The sequence below is a fragment of the Streptomyces longisporus genome (assembly GCF_039532765.1).
Lineage (GTDB): Bacteria > Actinomycetota > Actinomycetes > Streptomycetales > Streptomycetaceae > Streptomyces > Streptomyces longisporus.
The window spans coordinates 191,368-213,139 of sequence record NZ_BAAASG010000004.1; the positions used below are offsets into that span (position 1 = coordinate 191,368).

General features: G+C 69.4%; 17 protein-coding genes. 15 read left to right on the forward strand and 2 right to left on the reverse strand.

Annotated elements, in window-relative coordinates; translation table 11 throughout:
• The first annotated feature begins 583 nt into the window (after positions 1–583).
• The 5 genes from ABD355_RS07685 (at position 584) to ABD355_RS07705 (ending at position 5,275) form a co-directional block, all read left to right on the forward strand.
• Positions 584–1,669, forward strand: coding sequence for an S-(hydroxymethyl)mycothiol dehydrogenase (locus tag ABD355_RS07685; protein WP_344399339.1), 1,086 nt, complete (start codon positions 584–586; stop codon positions 1,667–1,669).
• Positions 1,669–2,298 (forward strand): MBL fold metallo-hydrolase, encoded by a 630-nt coding sequence (locus tag ABD355_RS07690; RefSeq protein WP_344399340.1) that lies wholly within the window; start codon positions 1,669–1,671, stop codon positions 2,296–2,298. Before ABD355_RS07685 ends, ABD355_RS07690 begins: the two co-directional genes overlap by 1 nt.
• 199 nt (positions 2,299–2,497) lie before the next feature.
• Positions 2,498–2,860 carry a bifunctional 3-phenylpropionate/cinnamic acid dioxygenase ferredoxin subunit gene (locus ABD355_RS07695; RefSeq protein WP_030928447.1) on the forward strand — a complete coding sequence of 121 codons (363 nt, stop codon included), beginning with the start codon at positions 2,498–2,500 and terminating at the stop codon, positions 2,858–2,860.
• The gene (locus ABD355_RS07700) at positions 2,857–4,017 is read left to right on the forward strand and encodes an NAD(P)/FAD-dependent oxidoreductase (RefSeq protein ID WP_344399341.1); all 1,161 of its coding nucleotides are present in this window, start codon (positions 2,857–2,859) and stop codon (positions 4,015–4,017) included. The genes ABD355_RS07695 and ABD355_RS07700 overlap by 4 nt, the downstream gene beginning before the upstream one ends.
• Positions 4,018–4,144: 127 nt before the next feature.
• Positions 4,145–5,275 (forward strand): aromatic ring-hydroxylating oxygenase subunit alpha, encoded by a 1,131-nt coding sequence (locus ABD355_RS07705; protein ID WP_344399342.1) that lies wholly within the window; start codon positions 4,145–4,147, stop codon positions 5,273–5,275.
• A gap of 1 nt (position 5,276) precedes the next feature.
• Here the strand turns inward: ABD355_RS07705 and ABD355_RS07710 are convergent, their stop codons facing one another.
• Complete coding sequence (locus ABD355_RS07710) at positions 5,277–6,023, reverse strand: IclR family transcriptional regulator (RefSeq protein ID WP_344399343.1); 747 nt, start codon at positions 6,021–6,023, stop codon at positions 5,277–5,279.
• A 202-nt stretch (positions 6,024–6,225) separates the two neighbouring features.
• On the opposite strand from ABD355_RS07710, the gene betA reads away from it, so the two are divergent.
• Together betA and ABD355_RS07720 are read left to right on the forward strand one after the other, a co-directional pair.
• Positions 6,226–7,893, forward strand: a complete 1,668-nt coding sequence (gene betA / locus ABD355_RS07715) for a choline dehydrogenase (protein ID WP_344399344.1) — start codon at positions 6,226–6,228, stop codon at positions 7,891–7,893.
• A gap of 6 nt (positions 7,894–7,899) precedes the next feature.
• Positions 7,900–8,736 (forward strand): methylenetetrahydrofolate reductase, encoded by an 837-nt coding sequence (locus ABD355_RS07720; RefSeq protein ID WP_344399345.1) that lies wholly within the window; start codon positions 7,900–7,902, stop codon positions 8,734–8,736.
• A gap of 197 nt (positions 8,737–8,933) precedes the next feature.
• On the opposite strand, the gene purU is transcribed toward ABD355_RS07720, so the two are convergent.
• A complete protein-coding gene (purU, locus tag ABD355_RS07725) occupies positions 8,934–9,806 on the reverse strand; it encodes a formyltetrahydrofolate deformylase (protein ID WP_099927114.1) in 873 nt (290 codons plus the stop codon).
• Positions 9,807–10,024: 218 nt separating this feature from the next.
• On the opposite strand from purU, the gene ABD355_RS07730 reads away from it, so the two are divergent.
• The 8 genes from ABD355_RS07730 to ABD355_RS07765 all read left to right on the forward strand — a co-directional run bounded on the left by ABD355_RS07730 (position 10,025) and on the right by ABD355_RS07765 (position 21,766).
• On the forward strand, positions 10,025–11,494 hold the full coding sequence (locus ABD355_RS07730; RefSeq protein WP_344399346.1) for an aldehyde dehydrogenase family protein: 1,470 nt from the start codon (positions 10,025–10,027) through the stop codon (positions 11,492–11,494).
• Between the two features lie 20 nt (positions 11,495–11,514).
• Positions 11,515–12,603: a quaternary amine ABC transporter ATP-binding protein gene (locus ABD355_RS07735; RefSeq protein ID WP_344399347.1), complete on the forward strand. Its 1,089-nt coding sequence runs from the start codon at positions 11,515–11,517 to the stop codon at positions 12,601–12,603.
• Positions 12,603–14,603, forward strand: coding sequence for an ABC transporter permease (locus tag ABD355_RS07740; protein WP_344399348.1), 2,001 nt, complete (start codon positions 12,603–12,605; stop codon positions 14,601–14,603). The genes ABD355_RS07735 and ABD355_RS07740 overlap by 1 nt, the downstream gene beginning before the upstream one ends.
• Positions 14,604–14,616: 13 nt before the next feature.
• Complete coding sequence (locus tag ABD355_RS07745) at positions 14,617–15,579, forward strand: ABC transporter substrate-binding protein (protein WP_344399350.1); 963 nt, start codon at positions 14,617–14,619, stop codon at positions 15,577–15,579.
• 231 nt (positions 15,580–15,810) lie between these two features.
• Positions 15,811–18,249 carry a GcvT family protein gene (locus ABD355_RS07750; RefSeq protein WP_344399352.1) on the forward strand — a complete coding sequence of 813 codons (2,439 nt, stop codon included), beginning with the start codon at positions 15,811–15,813 and terminating at the stop codon, positions 18,247–18,249.
• A gap of 144 nt (positions 18,250–18,393) precedes the next feature.
• Entirely contained in the window at positions 18,394–19,254 is an 861-nt protein-coding gene (locus ABD355_RS07755) for a bifunctional methylenetetrahydrofolate dehydrogenase/methenyltetrahydrofolate cyclohydrolase (protein WP_344399354.1), read from the forward strand.
• A complete protein-coding gene (gene glyA, locus ABD355_RS07760; protein WP_344399355.1) occupies positions 19,251–20,537 on the forward strand; it encodes a serine hydroxymethyltransferase in 1,287 nt (428 codons plus the stop codon). Before ABD355_RS07755 ends, glyA begins: the two co-directional genes overlap by 4 nt.
• The gene (locus ABD355_RS07765) at positions 20,534–21,766 is read left to right on the forward strand and encodes a sarcosine oxidase subunit beta family protein (RefSeq protein ID WP_344399356.1); all 1,233 of its coding nucleotides are present in this window, start codon (positions 20,534–20,536) and stop codon (positions 21,764–21,766) included. The genes glyA and ABD355_RS07765 overlap by 4 nt, the downstream gene beginning before the upstream one ends.
• Positions 21,767–21,772 lie beyond the last annotated feature (6 nt).

Sequence of the window (21,772 nt, forward strand, 5' to 3'; positions counted from 1 at the left end):
GCCCTACCGGGTGCCGGCGGACCGGCGCAGACGGACGGTGGGGGATTGAACCGGAGCCGACACCGGGGCGCCGCGCAGGCCCGGGAAACAGGGCTTCGGCGTTGGTGCGGTTGACGGCCGCGAGTATGCCGGGATCGACGCCGGTGTCCAGGCCGTTCGCGGAGTACTGCCCGGCCGCGGTCGGGGCGAAGGGCCAGTCGCTGCCGAAGAGGACGTGTCCGGGGCGGGCGAAGGCGAGCAGGGGGGCGGGGCCGCCTGGCCGCAGGACAGCGGGGTGTCGAACTAGCAGCCGCGCAGGTCGTTCGGCGGGCTGCGTCCGGTGTCGCTCGCGATCGCGACGGCCTTCCGGTGTGAGGCGTACGGCACGAAGCCGCCCGCGTGGCCGAGGCTGCAGTTGTCGTGACGATCGCTACGGCAAGAGGGGCGGAAACGTCCGTCAATGGTTGGGATCGCCGATGTCGACCGCGCGCCTCCGAGAGCCTTGACCCGGCGTCTGTGCTCCAGGATGCTGTGTTGCGGCACATGAAATCTGTGCCGTATTGAGCAACATCTGACTCAGTCTCGTACCAGCCGAGGAGTGGCCATGACGCACCAGGTCCGTGGAGTCGTCGCGCGGGGCAAGGGCGCCCCCGTCAGCCTGGAGACGATCATCGTGCCCGACCCCGGTCCGGGCGAGGCGCTGGTGAAGGTCGAGGCCTGCGGGGTCTGCCACACCGATCTGCACTACCGCGAGGGCGGCATCAACGACGAGTTCCCCTTCCTGCTGGGCCACGAGGCCGCGGGCGTGGTGGAGTCGGTGGGGGAGGGCGTCACCGATGTCGCCCCCGGTGACTTCGTGATCCTCAACTGGCGTGCCGTGTGCGGGCAGTGCCGGGCCTGTCTGCGCGGGCGCCCCTGGTACTGCTTCAACACCCACAACGCCAAGCAGAAGATGACCCTGGAGGACGGCACCGAGCTGTCCCCGGCGCTGGGCATCGGCGCGTTCGCGGAGAAGACGCTGGTCGCGGCGGGGCAGTGCACCAAGGTCGACCGCGCCGCCTCTGCGGCCGCCGCCGGCCTGCTGGGCTGCGGCGTGATGGCGGGCATCGGCGCCGCGATCAACACCGGCAACGTCGGCCGCGGGGACAGCGTGGCGGTCATCGGCTGCGGTGGCGTCGGCGACGCCGCGATCGTCGGGTCGAACCTGGCCGGCGCCGCGAAGATCATCGCGGTGGACCTGGACGACCGGAAGCTGGAGACCGCCCGCAAGCTGGGCGCGACCCACACCGTCAACTCCAGGGAATCCGACCCCGTCGACGCGATCCGCGAGCTGACCGGCGGCCACGGCGCCGACGTCGTCATCGAGGCGGTCGGCCGCCCGGAGACGTACAAGCAGGCCTTCTACGCCCGCGACCTCGCCGGCACGGTCGTCCTGGTCGGTGTGCCGACCCCGGAGATGAAGCTGGAGCTGCCGCTCCTGGACGTCTTCGGACGCGGCGGATCGCTGAAGTCGTCCTGGTACGGCGACTGCCTGCCCTCCCGCGACTTCCCCATGCTCATCGACCTCTATCTGCAGGGCCGTCTGGACCTGGACGCCTTCGTCACCGAGACCATCGCCCTGGACGAGGTCGAGAAGGCCTTCGAGCGGATGCACGGCGGCGACGTGCTGCGCTCGGTGGTGGTGCTCTGATGGCCGCCCGCATCGAACACCTCGTCACCTCGGGCACGTTCTCGCTGGACGGCGGCACCTGGGACGTCGACAACAACGTATGGATCATCGGCGACGACCACGAGGTGATCGTCATCGACGCGGCCCATGACGCCCAGGCCATCGCCGAGGCCGTCGGCGACCGGACCCTGCGGGCGATCGTGTGCACCCACGCCCACAACGACCACATCGACGCCGCGCCCGACCTCGCGGCGCGCACCGGCGGCCCGGTCCTCCTCCATCCCGACGACCTGCCGCTGTGGAAGCAGACGCACCCGGAGCGTGCGCCCGACGCGGAACTGGCCGACGGCCAGGTCCTGACGGTGGGGGGCGTCGAGCTGACCGTGCTGCACACGCCCGGCCATGCCCCCGGAGCGGTCTGCCTGTACGCGCCGGCGCTCGGCGCTCTCTTCAGCGGTGACACGCTCTTCGCGGGCGGACCGGGGGCCACGGGAAGGTCGTACAGCCACTTCCCGACCATCATCGAGTCCATCCGGGAACGGCTGCTGTCCCTGCCCGGCGGCACCGTCGTGCACACCGGCCACGGGGACGCGACCACCATCGGTGCGGAGGCCCCGCATCTGCAGGACTGGATCGCACGCGGTCACTGACCTGCTGACCTGCTCGAAGGCACTGATCCTGGTGCCGACCCCTGCCTTGCTGCTGTTGCCTATAGCGCTCACTGTTGCGCTAAATGGAACATCCGGCAGGGGTCATCGGGGCCCCTGAACTCCTTGACAAGGGTTCAGGGCGACCTCAGACTGATGTTGCGCTTACCGCAATCCGTTTCGTTATACGCACCGAGGTGTCATGATGATTCCCGTGTGCCGTCTCGCGGATCTCCCGCGAGGTGAGGCCTTCCGGCTCGACATCGATCCGCCGGTCTCGGTGTTCCATACCGATGACGGCGAGGTCTTCGCCATCGATGACACCTGCACCCACCAGGACGCCTCGCTCGCCGACGGCTGGCTGGAGGGCTGCGAGGTGGAATGCCCGCTGCACGCTTCCAAGTTCGACCTGCGCACCGGCGCCGTCGACGCCCCGCCGGCCAAGCTGCCGGTGCGGACGCACGAGGTGGTCGTCGAGGACGGCATGATCTACGTCCAGGTGTCGACCGACGCCCCCAACCTGCCGCCCTGCATCGCCTCCCGCCTCGCCGGAGGTCCCGCGTGAGAACGGTCGCCGTGGTCGGCGCCTCGCTGGCCGGCCTGTCGGCGGCACGCTCACTGCGCAGGCAGGGCTACGACGGGCGGCTCGTCGTCATCGGCGACGAGACCCACCGCCCGTACGACAGGCCACCGCTGTCCAAGGAGTTCCTGGCCGGCACGATCGGCGAAGCCGACCTCGTGCTGGAGACGGACGACGAGGACCTGCAGGCCGAGTGGCTGCTCGGCGCCCGCGCGAGCGGCCTCGACCGCGACCGCCGTGCCGTGCGGCTCGCCGACGGCAGTGAGCTCCGCGCCGACGGCATCGTCATCGCGACCGGCGCCGCCGCACGCACCCTGCCGGGTGCGGAGGGGCTTTGCGGGGTGCACACCCTGCGCACCCTGGACGACGCCCGCGCCCTGCGGGACGAACTGGCCCGCGGTGGACGCCTCGTGGTGATCGGCGGCGGCTTCATCGGGGCCGAGGTCGCCTCCACGGCCTACGCCCTCGGGCTCGACGTGACGGTGATCGAGGCGGCCCCGACGCCGCTCGCCGGCCCGCTCGGCGAGACCATGGGCGCCATCGTCTCCGCGCTCCATGCGGATCACGGCGTACGGCTGTTGTGCGGTGTGGGCGTCAAGGGGCTCAGCGGTGAGCGTCAGGTCGACGCGGTCCTGTTGGAGGACGGTCGCAGCGTCCCCGCCGATATCGTCGTCGTCGGTGTGGGTGCCCGCCCGTGCGTCGAGTGGCTGGAAGGCTCCGGCGTCGCCCTCGACAACGGGGTGAAGTGCGGCGCGGACGGCCGCACCAGCCTCGCCGGTGTGGTCGCGGTCGGCGACTGCGCCAACTGGTACGACCCCCGCGCGGGCACCCATCGCCGCGTGGAGCACTGGACCGGCGCGCGCGAGCGCCCGGACGCCGCCGTCGCCACGCTGCTGGCGGGCGGCGCGGTGGAGCCGGGTGTGCCCCGGCCGCCGTACTTCTGGTCGGACCAGTACGGCGTGAAGATCCAGTTCGCCGGTCATGCGGCCGGCGCCGACAGTGTGACGGTCGAGGAGGGCGCTGCGGACGACCGCAACGTCCTGGCCGTCTACCGGCGTGCCGGACAGCCGGTCGCCGTGCTCGGGATGAACCAGCCGCGGCTGTTCACCCGCTGGCGCAAGCAGCTTGGCGCTCCGCGGTGAGCAGCGAGATGGGTCGTGTTTCGCCCGCGCCGCCGTTGTGGCTGGTCGCGCCCCCCGGCGGAGCCGGATATCGATACAGCCCCGCGCCCCTTCGGGGTGCTTCCCAATCCCCTCCGAGGAGTGCACCGTGACCTCGACCAGCCTGCCGGACAGCCTGATCGCCACCCTTCCCGGCTCCTCCTACACGGATCCGGCGATCTTCGCCCAGGAGCAGGAGCGCATATTCGAGACGATGTGGTTCTGCGTCGCGCGCTCCTCCGAGCTGGCCAAGCCCGGCGCCTTCCGCACCGTCGACGTGGGCCGCGAGAGCATCCTCGTCACCCGCGCCCGGGACAACTCGATCCGCGCCTACTTCAACGTGTGCCGCCACCGCGGTGCCAAGCTCTGCACCGAGGAGACCGGCGAGGTCAAGCGGGCCTTCCAGTGCCCGTACCACGCCTGGACCTACGACCTGAACGGCAAGCTGGTCGCGGCCCCCAACCTCACCAAGATGCCCGACGTCGGCCGCACCGAGTACGGCCTGGTCAGCGTGGCCGTGCGGGAATGGCTCGGCTACGTCTGGGTGTGCCTGGCGGAGAACCCGCCCTCCTTCGAGGAGGACGTCGTCGGCGAGGTCGTCGCCCGACTCGGCGACGTGGAGTCGATCGAGCACTACGACATCGACAACCTCTCCGTGGGCAAGCGGATCGTCTACGACGTGAAGGCGAACTGGAAGCTCATCATCGAGAACTTCATGGAGTGCTACCACTGCGCCACGATCCACCCCGAACTCACCGAGGTGCTCCCGGAGTTCGCCGACGGCTACGCCGCCCAGTACTACGTCGGGCACGGCGCCGAGTTCGGTGAGGAGGTGCAGGGCTTCACCGTCGACGGCTCCGAGGGCCTGGACCGCATCCCCGGGGTCGCCGAGGACCAGGACCGCCGCTACTACGCGATCACGGTCAAGCCGCAGGTCTTCATCAACCTCGTCCCCGACCATGTGATCTTCCACCGGATGTACCCGGTGGCCGTCGACCGCACGATCGTCGAGTGCGACTGGCTCTACCTCCCGCACGTCGTCGAGAGCGGCAAGGACGTCAGCCGGTCCGTGGAGCTCTTCGACCGCGTCAACCGCCAGGACTTCGACGCCTGCGAGCGCACACAGCCGGGCATGAGCTCCCGGATGTACGCCAAGGGCGGTGTGCTGGTGCCCAGCGAGCACCACATCGGAGCCTTCCACGACTGGGTGAACGAGCGCCTGGGTCTCTCGCAGGCGTGACTCAGCCCAGGTAGCCCATACGGTGACTGATCTCCTCCGCACCCTTGATCAGCACGGGCGCGAGCTCGCGCATCCGCTCCTCCGTGAAGCGGTACGAGGGCCCGGAGGCGGTGACCGCCGCGATGACCTCGCCGTCCCGGTCCAGGACCGGGGCGGCCATGGCGTGCAGACCGATCTCCAGTTCCTCCATGGTCCAGGCGTAGCCGGCCTCCCGTACCTCGGCAAGGGTCTTCTCGAGCTTCGCCTTCGAGGTGATGGTGTGCGGCGTGACCTTCTTCAGGCCTGCCTCGGCCAGCAGCGCGGCGCGCTCCTTGGCGGGCAGGTACGCCAGCAGGCACTTGCCGCTGGACGTGGCGTGCAGCGGGGTCAGCTGTCCGACCCAGTTGTGCGCGGTGACCGCTCCGGGGCCGCGCACCTGGTACAGGTTGATCGCGTAGTGCTCCTGCAGCACCGCGATGTTCACCGTCTCACCGATCTCCTCGGCGAGCCGCTCGCAGACCGGGCGGCCCTGCTGGGTGATGTCGATGCGTCCCGTCACCGCGCCGGCCAGGCGTACGATGCCGAAGCCGAGCCGGTACTTGCCGCGCTCGCCCGCCTGCTCCACCAGACCGCGCGCCTCCAAGGCGCCGAGAAGGCGGAAGGCGGTGGACTTGTGAACATCGATCTCGGCGGCCACTTCACTGACGCCCGCCTCGCCGCGCTGCGCGAGGATCTCCAGGACGCTGATGGCTCGGTCGACCGACTGCACTCCGCCGGCCTGCGAATTTGACGTTTCGGTGTCTTGGCTGTGGTTGCTCACTCCGAAACTATACGCGCAGTAAACAACACGACTGCAAGTAACCGTGGCGAAATCAACAACCCGTAAGTTGCGTGGCTCGCAACCTAGTGCGTATAGCGCTACTGGTACTAGCATGCCTCGCGTATCTACGGCGCGAGCGAGACGAGGCACCATGGCTCCCCAATACGACTTCGTCATCGTCGGCGGCGGTTCGGCCGGCAGTGCACTGGCGAACAGACTCTCAGCTGATCCGGCGAACAAGGTGCTGGTCCTGGAGGCAGGCCGCTCCGACTACCCCTGGGACGTCTTCATCCACATGCCCGCGGCACTGACGTACCCGATCGGCAGCCGCTTCTACGACTGGAAGTACGAGTCCGAGCCCGAGCCCCACATGGGCGGCCGGCGCATCTACCACGCCCGCGGCAAGGTGCTCGGCGGCTCCAGCAGCATCAACGGCATGATCTTCCAGCGCGGCAACCCCATGGACTACGAGCGCTGGGCGGCCGACCCCGGCATGGAGACCTGGGACTACGCGCACTGTCTGCCCTACTTCCGGCGGATGGAGAACTGCCTGGCCGCCGACCCGGACGACGAGTTCCGCGGCCACGACGGCCCCCTCGTCCTGGAGCGCGGCCCGGCCACCAACCCCCTCTTCGGCGCCTTCCTCAAGGCCACCCAGGAGGCGGGCTACGCCCCCACCGAGGATGTCAACGGCTACCGGCAGGAGGGCTTCGCCAAGTTCGACCGCAACGTCCACCGCGGCCGCCGTCTTTCGGCCTCGAAGGCGTACCTCAAGCCCGCCAGGAAGCGGCCCAACCTCACCGTCACCACCCGTGCCCTGGTCACCCGTGTCCTCTTCGAGGGCAAGAAGGCCGTCGGCGTCGAGTACCAGCGCGGCAGGGGCGCCCTGAAGCAGGTCCGCGCCAAGGAAGTCATCCTGTGCGGCGGCGCGATCAACTCCCCGCAGCTGCTGCAGCTGTCCGGCGTCGGCAACGCGGAGGAGCTGCGCGCCCTCGGCATCGACGTCGTGCACCACCTGCCGGGCGTCGGCGAGAACATGCAGGACCACCTGGAGGTGTACATCCAGTACGCCTGCAAGCAGCCCGTCTCCATGCAGCCGTATCTGGCCAAGTGGCGGGCCCCCTTCATCGGCCTGCAGTGGCTGTTCCGCAAGGGCCCCGCGGCCACGAACCACTTCGAGGCCGGCGGCTTCTGCCGCAGCAACGACGACGTGGACTACCCCAACCTGATGTTCCACTTCCTGCCCATCGCGGTCCGCTACGACGGCTCCGTGCCCGCCGGCGGCCATGGCTACCAGGTCCACGTCGGGCCCATGTACTCCGACGCCATCGGCTCGGTGAAGATCAAGAGCAAGGACCCGCGCGAACACCCGGCGCTGCGCTTCAACTACCTCTCCACCGAGCAGGACCGCCGGGAGTGGGTCGAGGCGATCCGCGTCGCCCGCAAGCTCCTCAACCAGCCCGCGCTCGCGCCCTTCAACGACGGCGAGGTCTCGCCCGGCCCGTCCGTGGAGACGGACGAGGAGATCCTCGACTGGGTCGCCAAGGACGGCGAGACCGCCCTGCACCCGTCCTGCACCTGCAAGATGGGCACCGACGAGATGTCCGTCGTCGACCCCACCAGCATGCGCGTGCACGGCGTGGAGGGCCTGCGGGTGGTCGACGCCTCGGTGATGCCGTACGTCACCAACGGCAACATCTACGCCCCCGTGATGATGGTCGCCGAGAAGGCCGCCGACCTGATCCTCGGCAAGGAGCCCCTGGCGCCGTCGAAGGCCGCGTACTACCGCCACCGCGACGCCCAGAAGCAGGCCGGGTAGCAGGCCTTGGACGCCACCGGGCTGAGGGCGCTGCTGGACGGCGTCCGCTACGAGGTGCTGCCCGCGAAGGCCACCGAGGACAAGGTCCTCGCCCATGTCCCGCGCGACGTCGTGGTCACTGTCACGGCGTCGCCGGTCAAGGGTCTGGAGCCGACCCTCGCCCTGACGGGCCGGCTCGCGGCGCACGGCTACCGCGTCGTGCCGCACGTGCCCGCACGGCTGCTGCGGGACGAGGTGCATCTGAAGGAGGTCGTCGAGCGGCTGCGCGAGGCGGGCGTGGACGACGTCTTCGTGCCGGCGGGGGACGCGGACCCGCCGGCCGGGGTCTACGACGGGGCCCTGCCGGTGCTGCGCAGGCTCACCGAGCTGGGCGAGCCCTTCGCCCACGTGGGCATCACCGGCTACCCCGAGAGCCATCCCCTCATCCACGACGACCTCACCATCCAGTCGATGTGGGACAAGCGCGCACACGCCACGTACATCGTCAGCAACCTCTGCTTCGACCCGCGCGTGCTGGGGGAGTGGATCGCCCGGATACGGCGGCGGGACGTCTCCCTGCCCGTGTACGTGGGTGTCGCCGGGCCCGTGCAGCGGACCAAGCTGCTGGCGATGGCGACGAAGATCGGGGTGGGGGAGTCGACGCGGTTCCTGACGAAGCACGCATCGTGGTTCCTGCGGTTCGCTGCACCCGGGGGCTATTCGCCTGACCGGTTGTTGCAGCGCAGCGAGGCTGCCCTCATCGCGCCTTCGGCGGGAGTGGCGGGCCTGCACGTGTTCACTTTCAACCAGATCGCTGAGACCGAAGCGTGGCGGCGGGCGGTGCTGGAGAGGCTTGGCGGCTGAGGGGGGTGCAGCGGGCGTGCTGGGGGCTGCGCCCCCAGACCCCCCTTCGGCCCTTAAGGGGCCTTGTCCTCAAACGCCGGACGGGCTGGATGTGCCGGCCGGGCTGAGAGGGCCGGCCGGGCTGAGAGTGCCGGCAGGCGGCCGTATACGAAGGCGGGGCGGGTCCGATCCGGACCCGCCCCGCCTTCACCCTCCGCTCAGCGGAAGACCACCGTGCGGTTGCCGTCCACCATCACGCGGCTCTCGCTGTGCCACTTCACCGCGTGCGCCAGTACCTGGGCCTCCACGTCCCGGCCGACCGTGACGAGCTCGCCGGGGTCGAGGGAGTGGTCCACGCGGACCACGTCCTGCTCGATGATCTGGCCCTCGTCCAGGTCCGAGGTGACGTAGTGCGCGGTCGCGCCGACGAGCTTCACTCCGCGGTCGTAGGCCTGGACGTACGGGCGTGCGCCCTTGAAGCTGGGCAGGAAGGAGTGGTGGATGTTGATCGCGCGGCCCTCCAGCTGCTTGCACAGGTCGTCGGAGAGGACCTGCATGTAGCGGGCGAGCACCACGAGGTCGACATCCAGCTCGCGCACCAGCTCCAGCAGCCGCGCCTCCGCCTCCGGCTTGGTCTCCTTGGTCACCGGGACGTGGTGGAAGGGGATGCCGTAGGTCTCCGCCAGGCCCTCGAAGTCCCGGTGGTTGGAGACGATCGCGGGGATCTCGATGTTGAGGGCGCCGGTGCGGCGGCGGAAGAGCAGGTCGTTGAGGCAGTGGCCGAACTTGGACACCATGATCAGCGTCCGGGTCGGGGTCGAGGCGTCCCACAGCTTCCAGGAGATGCGGTAGGCCTCGGCGACGGGACCGAACCGGTAACGCAGAGTTTCCAGATCCGCGTTTGGATCGGAAACGTCGAAGTGGACCCTCATGAAGAAGCGGCCCTGGAGTCGATCATCGAACTGCTGGCTTTCCAGGATGTTGCCGGAGTTCCTGACGAGGAAGCCGCTCACGGCATGGACCAGTCCCGCGCTGTCGGGACACGAGAGAGTGAGGACGAACTCACGGCCAGGTTGCGGGCGAGGGGACATGTGCGGCCTCCGTCGGTGCGTATTGCACAACAAGGTGAGCGATACGCAACATGGTCAGGCCGGTGGGGCCCTCGGTCAAGAGAGGAAGGGGCATTGGGTCCCTTGCGAAATCGTCATCCGCCAACCTCTTGACGTCTGTCTGGACATTCGTCAGGGTGTTCCACCACAAGCAATTGAATGCACGATGCGCAACGAATTTCGGTTGAAAGGCTTGGCGCGTGGCAGATCTGTATGTGGACGGAGAGTGGCGCGAGCCGGTGGCCGGCGGGCGCCGAGACATCCGCTGCCCCGCCGACGGCACCCTCTCGGCGACCGTAGCCGAAGGGACGCGTGCCGACACGGAGGCGGCGATCGCCGCGGCCCGCCGGGCCTTCGACGAGGGCCCCTGGCCCCGCACCCCCGAGCGTGAGCGCGGCGCACTGCTGCTGCGCACCGCCGACATCCTCGAGCGCGACGCCAAGGAGTTCGCCCGCGCCGAGTCGCTGGACACCGGCAAGCGGCTGGTGGAGAGCGAGTACGACATCGCCGACGTCGTCTCCTGCTTCCGCTTCTACGGCGGGATCGGCGGCACCGACGCCGGACGGGTGATCGACACCGGCCGCGAGGACGCCATCAGCCGCGTCGTGTACGAGCCGGTCGGCGTGTGCGGACTGATCACCCCCTGGAACTACCCGCTGCTGCAGGCCAGTTGGAAGGTCGCCCCGGCGCTGCTGGCCGGCAACACGATCGTCCTGAAGCCCAGCGAGCTCACCCCCTCCACCTCCATCCTGCTGATGAAGGCACTGGAGGAGGCCGGACTCCCGGCCGGCGCCGCCAACCTCGTCCTGGGCACCGGCCCGGAGGTCGGCGCACCGCTGTCCGAGGACCCGCGCGTCGACATGGTCTCCTTCACCGGGGGCCTGGAGACCGGCAAGCGGATCATGGCCACCGCGGCCGCCACCGTGAAGAAGGTGGCGCTGGAGCTCGGCGGCAAGAACCCCAACGTCGTCTTCGCCGACGCCGACTTCGAGACGGCCGTGGACATGGCTCTCACGGCCGTCTTCCTGCACTCCGGGCAGGTCTGCTCGGCCGGTGCCCGGCTGATCGTCGAGGACTCGCTGCACGACCGCTTCGTCGACGAGGTGGTCCGTCGCGCCCGGCTGATCCGCCTGGGCGGGCCCTTCGACGCCGACGCCGAGACCGGAGCGCTGATCTCCGCCCAGCACCTGGCGAAGGTCGAGGCGTACGTCGCCGCGGGCATCGCCGAGGGCGCCGTACTGCGCTGCGGCGGTCAGCGGCCCACCGACCCCGACCTTGCGAACGGTCACTACTACCCGCCGACCGTGCTCGACGCGTGCACGCAGGACATGCGGGTGGTGCACGAGGAGTCCTTCGGACCCGTGCTGACCATCGAACGCTTCACCGACGAGGACGATGCCGTACGCATCGCCAACGACACCGAGTACGGTCTCGCCGGCGCCGTCTGGACCGAGGACGCGGGCAAGGCCCAGCGGGTCGCCCGGCGGCTGCGCCACGGCACGGTGTGGATCAACGACTACCACCCCTACGTGCCGCAAGCGGAATGGGGTGGCTTCGGGCACTCGGGCACGGGCCGGGAGCTGGGACCGACCGGCCTGGACGAGTACCGAGAGCCCAAGCACATCTGGCAGAACATCCAACCCCGGCCGCAGCGCTGGTTCCGCGGCTGAACGCCGAAATGAGGTCGATCGTGACCCCCACACAGACAGAGGTGCCGCAGCGGCGTGGCACCCCCCAGGACTCGGACGGGACGCCCGTCATATCCGTGCGCAATCTGTGGAAGGTGTTCGGGCCGAAGGCCGACCGGGTGCCGGGCTCAGAGGAGCTGTGCGGTCTTTCCCGCCGCGAGCTGATGGACCGCACCGGCTGTACCGCCGCGGTCCGTGACGTGAACTTCGACGTCCGCAAGGGCGAGGTGTTCGTGGTCATGGGACTGTCCGGCTCCGGCAAGTCCACCCTCGTACGATGTCTGACCCGGCTGATCGAGCCCACCTCGGGTGAGCTCGTCTTCGAGGGCCAGGACATCCGCGAGGCGGACGCGGCCAAGCTGCGTGACCTGCGCCGCCGCAAGTTCTCCATGGTCTTCCAGCACTTCGGGCTGCTGCCGCACCGCCGGGTCGTCGACAACGTGGCCTTCGGCCTGGAGATCCGCGGCATGAGCAGGGCCGAGCGCACCAAGCGGGCCCTGGAGGTCGTGGAGCTGGTCGGCCTGGCCGGCTACGAGAACTCCTACCCCGACCAGCTCTCCGGCGGTATGCAGCAGCGCGTGGGCCTCGCCCGGGCGCTCGCCGGAGACCCGGACGTGCTCTTCTTCGACGAGCCGTTCTCCGCGCTCGACCCGCTGATCCGCCGTGACATGCAGAACGAGGTCATCCGGCTGCACCACGAGGTCGGCAAGACCATGGTGTTCATCACCCACGACCTCTCCGAGGCGCTGAAGCTGGGCGACCGCATCCTGATCATGCGCGACGGCAAGATGGTCCAGTGCGGCACCGGCGACGAACTGGTCGGCGCCCCGGCCGACGACTACGTCCGCGAGTTCGTGAAGGACGTGCCGCGCGGCGACGTCCTCACGCTGCGCTGGATCATGCGGGCGCCGGAGGACGGCGACGAGCTGGACGGACCGGAACTGGGCCCGGACGTCGTGGTGAAGGAGGCCACCCGGGCGGTGCTGGCGGCCGACAAGCCGATCAAGGTGGTCGAGGACGGCAAGCTGCTCGGCATCGTCGGCGACGAGGAGATCCTCGCGGTGGTCGCCGGGCAGGAAGGCGGCGCGTGATGACCGTCGCCGTAGAAAAGCCCGAGCAAACGGAGACGGCAGAGCCGGTCGCGCCCGTCAAAGCGGCTCGAAAGATCAGCCGGCCCATGGTCGTCGGCGCGATCGTGGTCGTCTGGCTGGTGCTCTTCGCCGTACTGCGCGGCAAGCAGACGCTGTCCCTTGCGGCGGCCGACCTGACCGATCTGCACCGCTGGATCAACGACTTCAACGACTCCATCGGCGCCAACCGCAACTCCAACCCGCTCTTCCTTTACTTCTTCAACGAGATCCGGCTGGTCATCGACAACCTGGTGACCTTCATCCAGCATCTGATCTCGCAGCCGACCGGGGCCCGCCCGGTCCCGGAGATCGGCTGGCTCGGTGTCGTCGGCATCGCCGGCTATGTCTCCTGGGCCGTGGGCAACTGGCGGGTCGCGCTGCTGGCCGTCGCAGGGTTCACCTTCTTCGGGCTGCAGGGGCTGTGGCAGGAGAGCATGGACACCCTCTCCCTCACCCTCTCCGCGGTGTTCGTGGCGCTGCTGTTCGCGATCCCGCTCGGGGTGTGGGCGGGGCTGTCGGACCGGTTCAACCGGATCGTCACGCCCTTCCTGGACTTCATGCAGACGATGCCGACCTTCGTCTACCTGGCACCGCTGACGCTGTTCTTCCTCATCGGCGGCGCCTCCGCCACCATCGCCACCGTGATCTACGCGGCGCCGCCGACGATCCGTATCACCGCGCACGCCATCCGCAACGTGTCCAAGACGACGGTCGAGGCGGCCGACTCCCTGGGAGCCACCCGCCGCCAGTCGCTGCTGAAGGTCCTGCTGCCGATGTCCAAGCGGACCGTGGTGATGGGCGTCAACCAGACCATCATGGCCGCCCTGGCGATGGTGACCATCGCGGCCCTGATCAACGCGCCGGGCCTTGGTGTGATCGTCCTGCAGGCACTGCAGTCGCTCGACGTCGGCACCGCCTTCAACGCGGGCCTCGCCATCGTCGTCATGGCGATCGTCCTGGACCGGGTCACCACCGCGGCGGCCGCACGCGAGGAGAACGCGCGCAACGCCAAGCACGACTTCGCGAAGTGGCGGCGGCCGCTGCTGGGCGCCGGCGCGGCCGTCACCGCGGTCCTGATCTATCTGTCGCACACCTATCTGTGGGCGGCCGACTTCCCCGGTGACGGCACCGTCGGCAGTCACATCGCGAGCGCGGCGGACAGTGCGACCAACTGGGCGCAGGACAGTCTCTCGGGCGTGACCAACGCCATCCGTGACGTCATCACCAACGGCCTGCTCAACCCGTTCCAGACGCTGGTCACCGACTCCCCGTGGTGGCTCGTCGGCGCGGTGCTGGTGGCACTGGGCGTGGTGCTGGGCGGCTGGAAGTCCGGGGTCACCACGGCCGTGTGCGTGGGCCTGCTGGTCGGCACCGGTCTGTGGTCGGACGCCATGACCACGCTGGCCTCGACGCTCGTCGCGACGGTGCTGGTGATGGTGCTCGGCATCGTCTTCGGGGTGTGGATGGGGCGCAGCATGATGGTGGACCGGCTGATCCGGCCCACCCTGGACGCCGCCCAGGTCATGCCGCCCTTCGTCTACCTCGTGCCGTTCCTCGCGCTGTTCGGCCCCACGCGCTTCACGGCCATCGTCGCCGCGATCGTCTACGGGGCCCCCGTCGCCATGAAGATCATCGCGGACGGGATCCGGGCCGTGCCCGAGACCACCGTGGAGGCGGCCACCTCCGCCGGGTGCAACACCTGGCAGATCATCACCAAGGTTCAACTGCCGATGTCACGCAGTGCCCTGACGCTTGCGACCAACCAGGGCCTGATCTACGTGCTGTCGATGGTTGTTGTGGGCGGCCTGGTAGGGGCAGGCGCTCTCGGCTACGACGTCGTGGCCGGTTTCTCACAGGGGCAGCTGTACGGGAAGGGGCTTGCCGCGGGTCTGGCCATCGTCCTTCTCGGAGTCATGTTCGACCGGATCACTCAGGCCGCGGCGCGCCGCGCCAGCGCATAAGGAGCACGACACCATGGCAAGACACTGGCGAGCCGGCGCGGCCGGCCTGGCCGTCCTCGGCCTCACCCTCACCGCGTGCGGCGGGGCGAAGGTCGGCGACAGCTCCTCCGCGGGCTCGGGAAGCTCGGGCAAGTGCGGCACCTTCAATCTGGCCGTCAACCCGTGGGTGGGCTACGAGGCGGACGCGGCGGTCGTCGCGTACGTCGCGCAGCACAACCTCGGCTGTACGGTCACCAAGAAGAACCTCAAGGAAGAGATCGCCTGGCAGGGCTTCGGGACCGGCGAGGTCGACGCCGTCCTGGAGAACTGGGGCCACGCCGACCTGGTGAAGAAGTACATCGACCAGCAGAAGACCGCCGTGGACGCCGGGCCGACAGGCAACAAAGGCATCATCGGCTGGTACGTGCCGCCGTGGCTGGCCAAGGCGCACCCCGACATCCTCGACTGGAAGAACCTCAACAAGTACGCGTCGAAGTTCCAGACCTCCGAGTCGGGCGGCAAGGGCCAGCTCCTGGACGGCGACCCGTCGTACGTCACCAACGACGAGGCGCTGGTCAAGAACCTGAAGCTGAACTTCAAGGTGGTGTACGCGGGCAGCGAGACGGCGCTGATCCAGGCCTTCCGCACCGCCGAGAAGAACAAGCAGTGGGTGATCGGGTACTTCTACGAGCCGCAGTGGTTCATGTCCGAGGTCCCGCTGAAGAAGGTCACCCTGCCCGCGTACAAGACGGGCTGTGACGCCGACGCGGCCAAGGTCGCCTGCGACTATCCCGTCTACGACCTGAACAAGGTCGTCAGCGCGAAGTTCGCCAAGTCCGGCAGCCCCGCCTACAACCTGGTGAAGAACTTCACCTGGACGAACGACGACCAGAACGAGGTCGCCAAGTACATCGCCCAGGACAAGATGACGGACGACGCGGCGGCCAAGAAGTGGGTCGAGGCCCACAAGGACAAGGTGGACGCCTGGATCAAGTAGCCCGGCCCCGACAGCCGGACTAGGAAGACGGTCGAACATGCCCGGCGGGCGGCGTGCACTGGTGTGCGCCGCCCGCCGGGCATCGCCATGTCCCGGGCGGCTTCTCCGGTCCGTTTTCCGACGTCACGCACCCCTTGACACCCCCTCCCGCGACGGGCACGCTGAGTTGCGCAACCTGAATCACGTTGCGCAGAAAGCAACTCGACGGTTTTGAATTTCGGAGGTGCGGCGATGGCGGGACCCCGAGTGGTGATCATCGGAGCGGGCGTCGTGGGAGCGGCCCTCGCTGACGAGATCTCCGCGCGAGGCTGGACCGAAGTGACCGTGGTCGACCAGGGCCCGCTGCCCGCCACGGGAGGCTCCACCTCACACGCGCCGGGCCTGGTCTTCCAGACCAACTCCTCCAAGACCATGACCGAGCTGGCCCGCTACACGGTCGAGAAGTTCTGCTCCCTCGACGTCGACGGCAAGCCCTGCTTCCTGCAGGTCGGCGGCCTCGAAGTGGCGACCACCCCGGAGCGCCTCGCGGAACTGCACCGCCGGCACGGCTGGATCACCGCCTGGGGCATCGAGGCCCGGCTGCTGAGCGCCGACGAGTGCGTCGAGCAGCACCCGCTGGTCAACCGGGACAAGGTCCTCGGCGGCCTCCTCGTCCCCACCGACGGGCTGGCCAAGGCGGTCCTCGCGGTGGAGGCACAGATCCGCCGCGCCACCGAGCGCGGCGTCACCTTCCTGGCCCGCCACGAGGTCCTCGACGTCCAGCAGGCCGACGGCCGCGTCACCGGCGTCCTCACCGACCAGGGCGAGATCGCGGCCGACATCGTCGTGTGCTGCGCCGGCATCTGGGGCCCGAAGATCGCCCGCATGGTGGGCATGAACCTCCCGCTGACCCCGCTCGCCCACCAGCTCGCCTGGACCGGCCCCGTACCGGCACTCGCGGGCCAGACCGAGGAAGCGGTCCGCCCGATCCTGCGCCACCAGGACGCCGACCTCTACTACCGCGACCGCTTCGACGGCATCGGCATCGGCTACTACGGCCACCGCCCGATGCCGATCACCGCCGACGAGATCCTCTCCTTCGACGAGTCCGCGCCCATGCCGTCGGTCCTGAAGTTCACCGAGGAGGACTTCGAACCGGCTTGGGCCGAGACCCAGTCCCTGCTCCCCGCCACGCAGGAGGCCAAGGTCGAGGAGGGCATCAACGGCCTGTTCTCCTTCACCACCGACAACTTCCCGCTGCTCGGCGAGTCCCAGGACGTCAAGGGCTTCTGGGTCGCCGAGGCCGTGTGGGTCACACACTCGGCGGGCGTCGGCCGGGCCATGGCCGAGTGGCTGGTCGACGGCTACTGCTCGTCCTTCGACCTGCACGAGTGCGACGTCAACCGCTTCGAGCCGCACCAGCTGTCCCCGGAGTACGTCCTGGCCCGCGACTGCCAGAACTTCGTCGAGGTCTACGACATCCTCCACCCCCTCCAGCCGTCCGGGAAGCCGCGCCCGATCCGCACCAGCCCCTTCCACGCCCGCCAGCAGGAGCACGGCGCCTTCTTCCTGGAGGCCAACGGCTGGGAGCGCCCGCAGTGGTACGAGGCCAACGCCTCCCTCGTCGAGGGCCGCAACATCCCCACTCCGAACGACTGGGCGGCGCAGTTCTGGTCGCCCATCGTCGGCGCGGAGGCGCAGGTCACCCGCGAGACCGTCGCGATGTACGACATGACGGCCCTCAAGCGCCTCGAGGTCAGCGGCCCCGGCGCCGCCGACTTCCTGGAGAAGCTGGTCACGGGCAAGGTCGCCAAGTCCGTCGGCTCGGTGACGTACACCCTCCTGCTCGACCACGACGGCGGCATCCGCAGCGACGTCACCGTCGCCCGCCTGGCCCGCGACCTCTTCCAGGTCGGCGCCAACGGCAACCTGGACCTCGACTGGTTCACCCGCCACCTCCCCGCCGACGGCACCGTCCAGGTCCGCGACATCACCCCCGGCACCTGCTGCATCGGCCTGTGGGGCCCGCTGGCCCGCAAGGTGCTGCAGCCGTTGACGGACGAGGACTTCTCCAACGAGGGCCTGAAGTACTTCCGCGCCAAGCGCGCCTACATCGGCTCGGTGCCGGTGACCGCGATGCGCCTGTCGTACGTCGGTGAGCTCGGCTGGGAGCTGTACACCACCGCCGACCAGGGCCAGAAGCTCTGGGACACCCTGTGGGAGGCGGCGCGGCCGCTCGGCGGCATCATCGCCGGCCGCGGCGCCTTCAACAGCCTCCGCCTGGAGAAGGGGTATCGGTCCTTCGGCACCGACATGACCTACGAGCACGACCCCTACGAGGCCGGCGTCGGGTTCGCCGTGAAGCTCGACAAGGGGGACTTCGTCGGCAAGGCGGCACTTGAGCGCCGCAAGGAGAACGTGCGGCGCAGGCTGACCTGCCTCACCATCGACGACCCGCGGTCTGTCGTCCTCGGCAAGGAGCCGGTGTACGAGGGTGACCGTGCGGTCGGGTATGTCACCAGCGCGGCGTACGGCTACACGATCGGTAAGGGCATCGCGTATGCGTGGCTGCCGAGCGAGCTGGCCGCTCCTGGGACCACGCTGCAGATCGGGTACTTCGACCAGCGCATCGAGGCGGTCGTGGCCGAGGAGCCGTTGTTCGACCCGACGATGTCCCGTCTCCGTGGGTGAAGCGTTCGTAGTGCCGCGATTCGTCGTCGATCGGCTGCAGGTTCGTTGTGGCTGGTCGCGCCCCGCGGCGGAGCCGCTGATGAATACCGCCCCGCGCCCCTATCGGGGCGCTCTACTCCCGCCCAGTCAGAAGGAGTGCCGTCGGTGACTGCCCAAGTGCTTGACGGGAAGGCGACCGCCGCTGCGATTCGGCGTGAACTTGCCGAGCGCGTCGCCAAGTTGACCGCCGACGGTGGGCGGCCGCCGGGGCTCGGTACTGTGCTGGTCGGTGATGATCCCGGCAGTCACGCCTACGTCGGCGGGAAGCACCGGGACTGTGCTCAGGTCGGGATCGCTTCCATCCGGCGTGATCTGCCCGCGGACGCGACCCAGCGGCAGGTCGAGGACGTCATCGACGAACTCAACGCCGATCCGGCCTGCACCGGCTACATCGTCCAGCTGCCGCTGCCGGGGCACCTGGACGCCAACGCGGTGCTGGCCCGTATGGACCCGGCCAAGGACGCCGACGGACTGCACCCCGTCAACCTCGGCCGGCTCGTCCTGGGCACCGAGGCGCCGCTGCCCTGCACCCCGCGCGGCATCGTCGAACTGCTCCGCCGCTACGAGGTGCCCCTCGCGGGCGCCCGGGTGTGCGTCATCGGACGCGGGATCACGGTCGGACGGCCCATCGGCCTGCTGCTGACCCGCCGCTCCGAGAACGCCACCGTGACCCTCTGCCACACCGGCACCAAGGGCCTGTCCTGGCACGTACGCGAGGCGGACATCGTCATCGCGGCGGCCGGCTCGCCCGGACTGATCACCAAGGACATGCTGCGCCCCGGCGCGGCCGTCCTGGACGTCGGTATCACCCGCACCGAGAACGGGCTGGTCGGCGACATCCACCCGGAGGCCGCCGAGGTCGCCGGATGGCTCGCCCCGATGCCCGGGGGTGTGGGCCCCATGACCCGCGCGATGTTGCTGGCCAACGTCGTCGAGGCCGCCGAGAGGAACGCGAACGCCGTATGAACGCGCTGAACACCCCCCTGGCGGAGCTGGACCCCGAGGTCCACGAAGCGCTCGCCGCCGAACTCCACCGTCAGCAGTCGACCCTCGAAATGATCGCCTCCGAGAACTTCGCGCCCACCGCCGTGATGGAGGCCCAGGGCTCGGTCGCGACCAACAAGTACGCCGAGGGCTACCCCGGCCGCCGCTACTACGGCGGCTGCGAACACGTCGACGTCACCGAGCGGCTCGCGATCGAGCGCATCAAGTCCCTGTTCGGCGCGGGCTACGCCAACGTCCAGCCGCACTCGGGCGCCCAGGCCAACACGGCGGTCTTCTTCGCGCTGCTCCAGCCCGGCGACACCATCCTCGGCCTGGACCTCGCGCACGGCGGCCATCTCACCCACGGCATGCGCATCAACTACAGCGGCAAGATGCTGAACGTGGTGCCCTACCACGTGTCCGAGGCCGACAACCTGGTCGACATGGACGAGGTCGAGCAGCTCGCCAAGGAACACCGCCCCAAGATGATCATCGCGGGCTGGTCGGCCTACCCCAGGCAGCTGGACTTCGCGGCCTTCCGCCGGATCGCCGACGAGGTCGGCGCGCTGCTGATGGTCGACATGGCGCACTTCGCGGGCCTGGTGGCGGCGGGGCTCCACCCGAACCCGGTCCCGCACGCCCATGTCACCACCACGACCACCCACAAGACGCTCGGCGGCCCGCGCGGCGGAGTCATCCTCACCAATGAGGCGGACCTCGCCAAGAAGATCAACTCGGCGGTGTTCCCGGGTATGCAGGGCGGCCCTTTGGAGCACGTCATCGCCGCCAAGGCGGTGTCCTTCAAGGTCGCCGCGTCCCCGGAGTTCGCCGAACGCCAGGCCCGCACCCTGGCCGGCTCCCGCATCCTGGCCGAGCGTCTGACGCAGCCGGACGCGGCGGCGGCCGGGGTGAAGGTCCTGACCGGCGGCACCGATGTCCACCTGGTCCTCGTGGACCTGCGGGACTCGACGCTCGACGGCCGTCAGGCCGAGGACCTGCTCCACGAGATCGGCATCACGGTCAACCGCAACGCCGTCCCCTTCGACCCGCGTCCGCCGATGGTCACCTCGGGCCTGCGCATCGGCACCCCGGCGCTGGCCACCCGCGGCTTCACGGAGGAGGACTTCACGGAGGTCGCCGACGTCATCGCGCTGGCCCTCCAGCCCGAGCCCGACATCGCGGCCCTGCGCGCCCGCACCGTGGCCCTGGCCGCCAAGCACCCGCTCTACCCGCACCTTTCCGGTACTTCAGGAGACGCCCGATGAGCCCCACCACCCCCGGCGCCGACCTCCCCGACCACCCGGACTTCCTCTGGCGCACGCCCGAGCCGAAGCGGTCGTACGACGTCGTGATCGTGGGCGGCGGCGGCCACGGCCTGGCCACCGCCCACTACCTGGCCAAGAACCACGGCATCACCGACGTCGCCGTACTGGAGAAGGGCTGGCTCGCGGGCGGCAACATGGCCCGCAACACCACGATCATCCGCTCCAACTACCTGTGGGACGAGAGCGCCGGCATCTACGAGCACGCCCTCAAACTGTGGGAGGGCCTGGACGAGGAGCTGGACTACCCGATCCTCTTCTCCCAGCGCGGTGTGCTCAACCTCGCCCACAGCCTCCAGGACGTCCGGGACAGCGTCCGCCGTGTCGAGGCGAACCGTCTCAACGGCGTCGACGCCGAGTGGCTCGACGCGGAGCAGGTCAAAGAGGTCTGCCCGATCGTCAACATCTCACCCGACGTGCGCTACCCGGTCCTCGGCGGCACCTACCAGCCCCGCGCCGGCATCGCCAAGCACGACTACGTGGCCTGGGGCTTCGCCCGCTCCGCGGACGCGGCGGGCATCGACATCATCCAGAACTGCGAGGTCACCGGCCTGGACGTGGTCGGCGGCCGGGTCGTGGGCGTCCAGACCAACCTCGGCCCGATCGCGGCCGGCAAGGTGGCCCTCTGCTCCGCGGGCCACACCTCGGTCCTCGCCGCCATGGCGGGCATCGACCTCCCGGTCCAGAGCCACCCACTTCAAGCCCTGGTGTCGGAACTCCTGGAACCGGTGCACCCCACCGTGGTGATGTCCAACGCCGTCCACGTGTACGTCAGTCAGGCGCACAAGGGCGAGCTGGTGATGGGCGCGGGCATCGACGCGTACAACTCCTACACCCAGCGCGGCGCCTTCCACATCATCGAGGACCAGATGGCGGCGGCCCTGGAACTCTTCCCGGTCTTCGCCCGCGCCCACGTCCTGCGCACCTGGGGCGGCATCGTCGACGTCAGCCCCGACGCCTCGCCGATCGTCGGCCTCAGCCCCGTCGACAACCTCTACCTCAACTGCGGCTGGGGAACGGGCGGTTTCAAGGCCACCCCGGGCGTCGGCTGGGTCTACGCACACACCATCGCCCACGACACCCCCCACCCCCTCAACGCCCCCTTCTCGCTCGACCGTTTCACCACCGGCGCGCTCGTCGACGAGCACGGCGCTGCCGCGGTGGCCCACTAGGGAGCC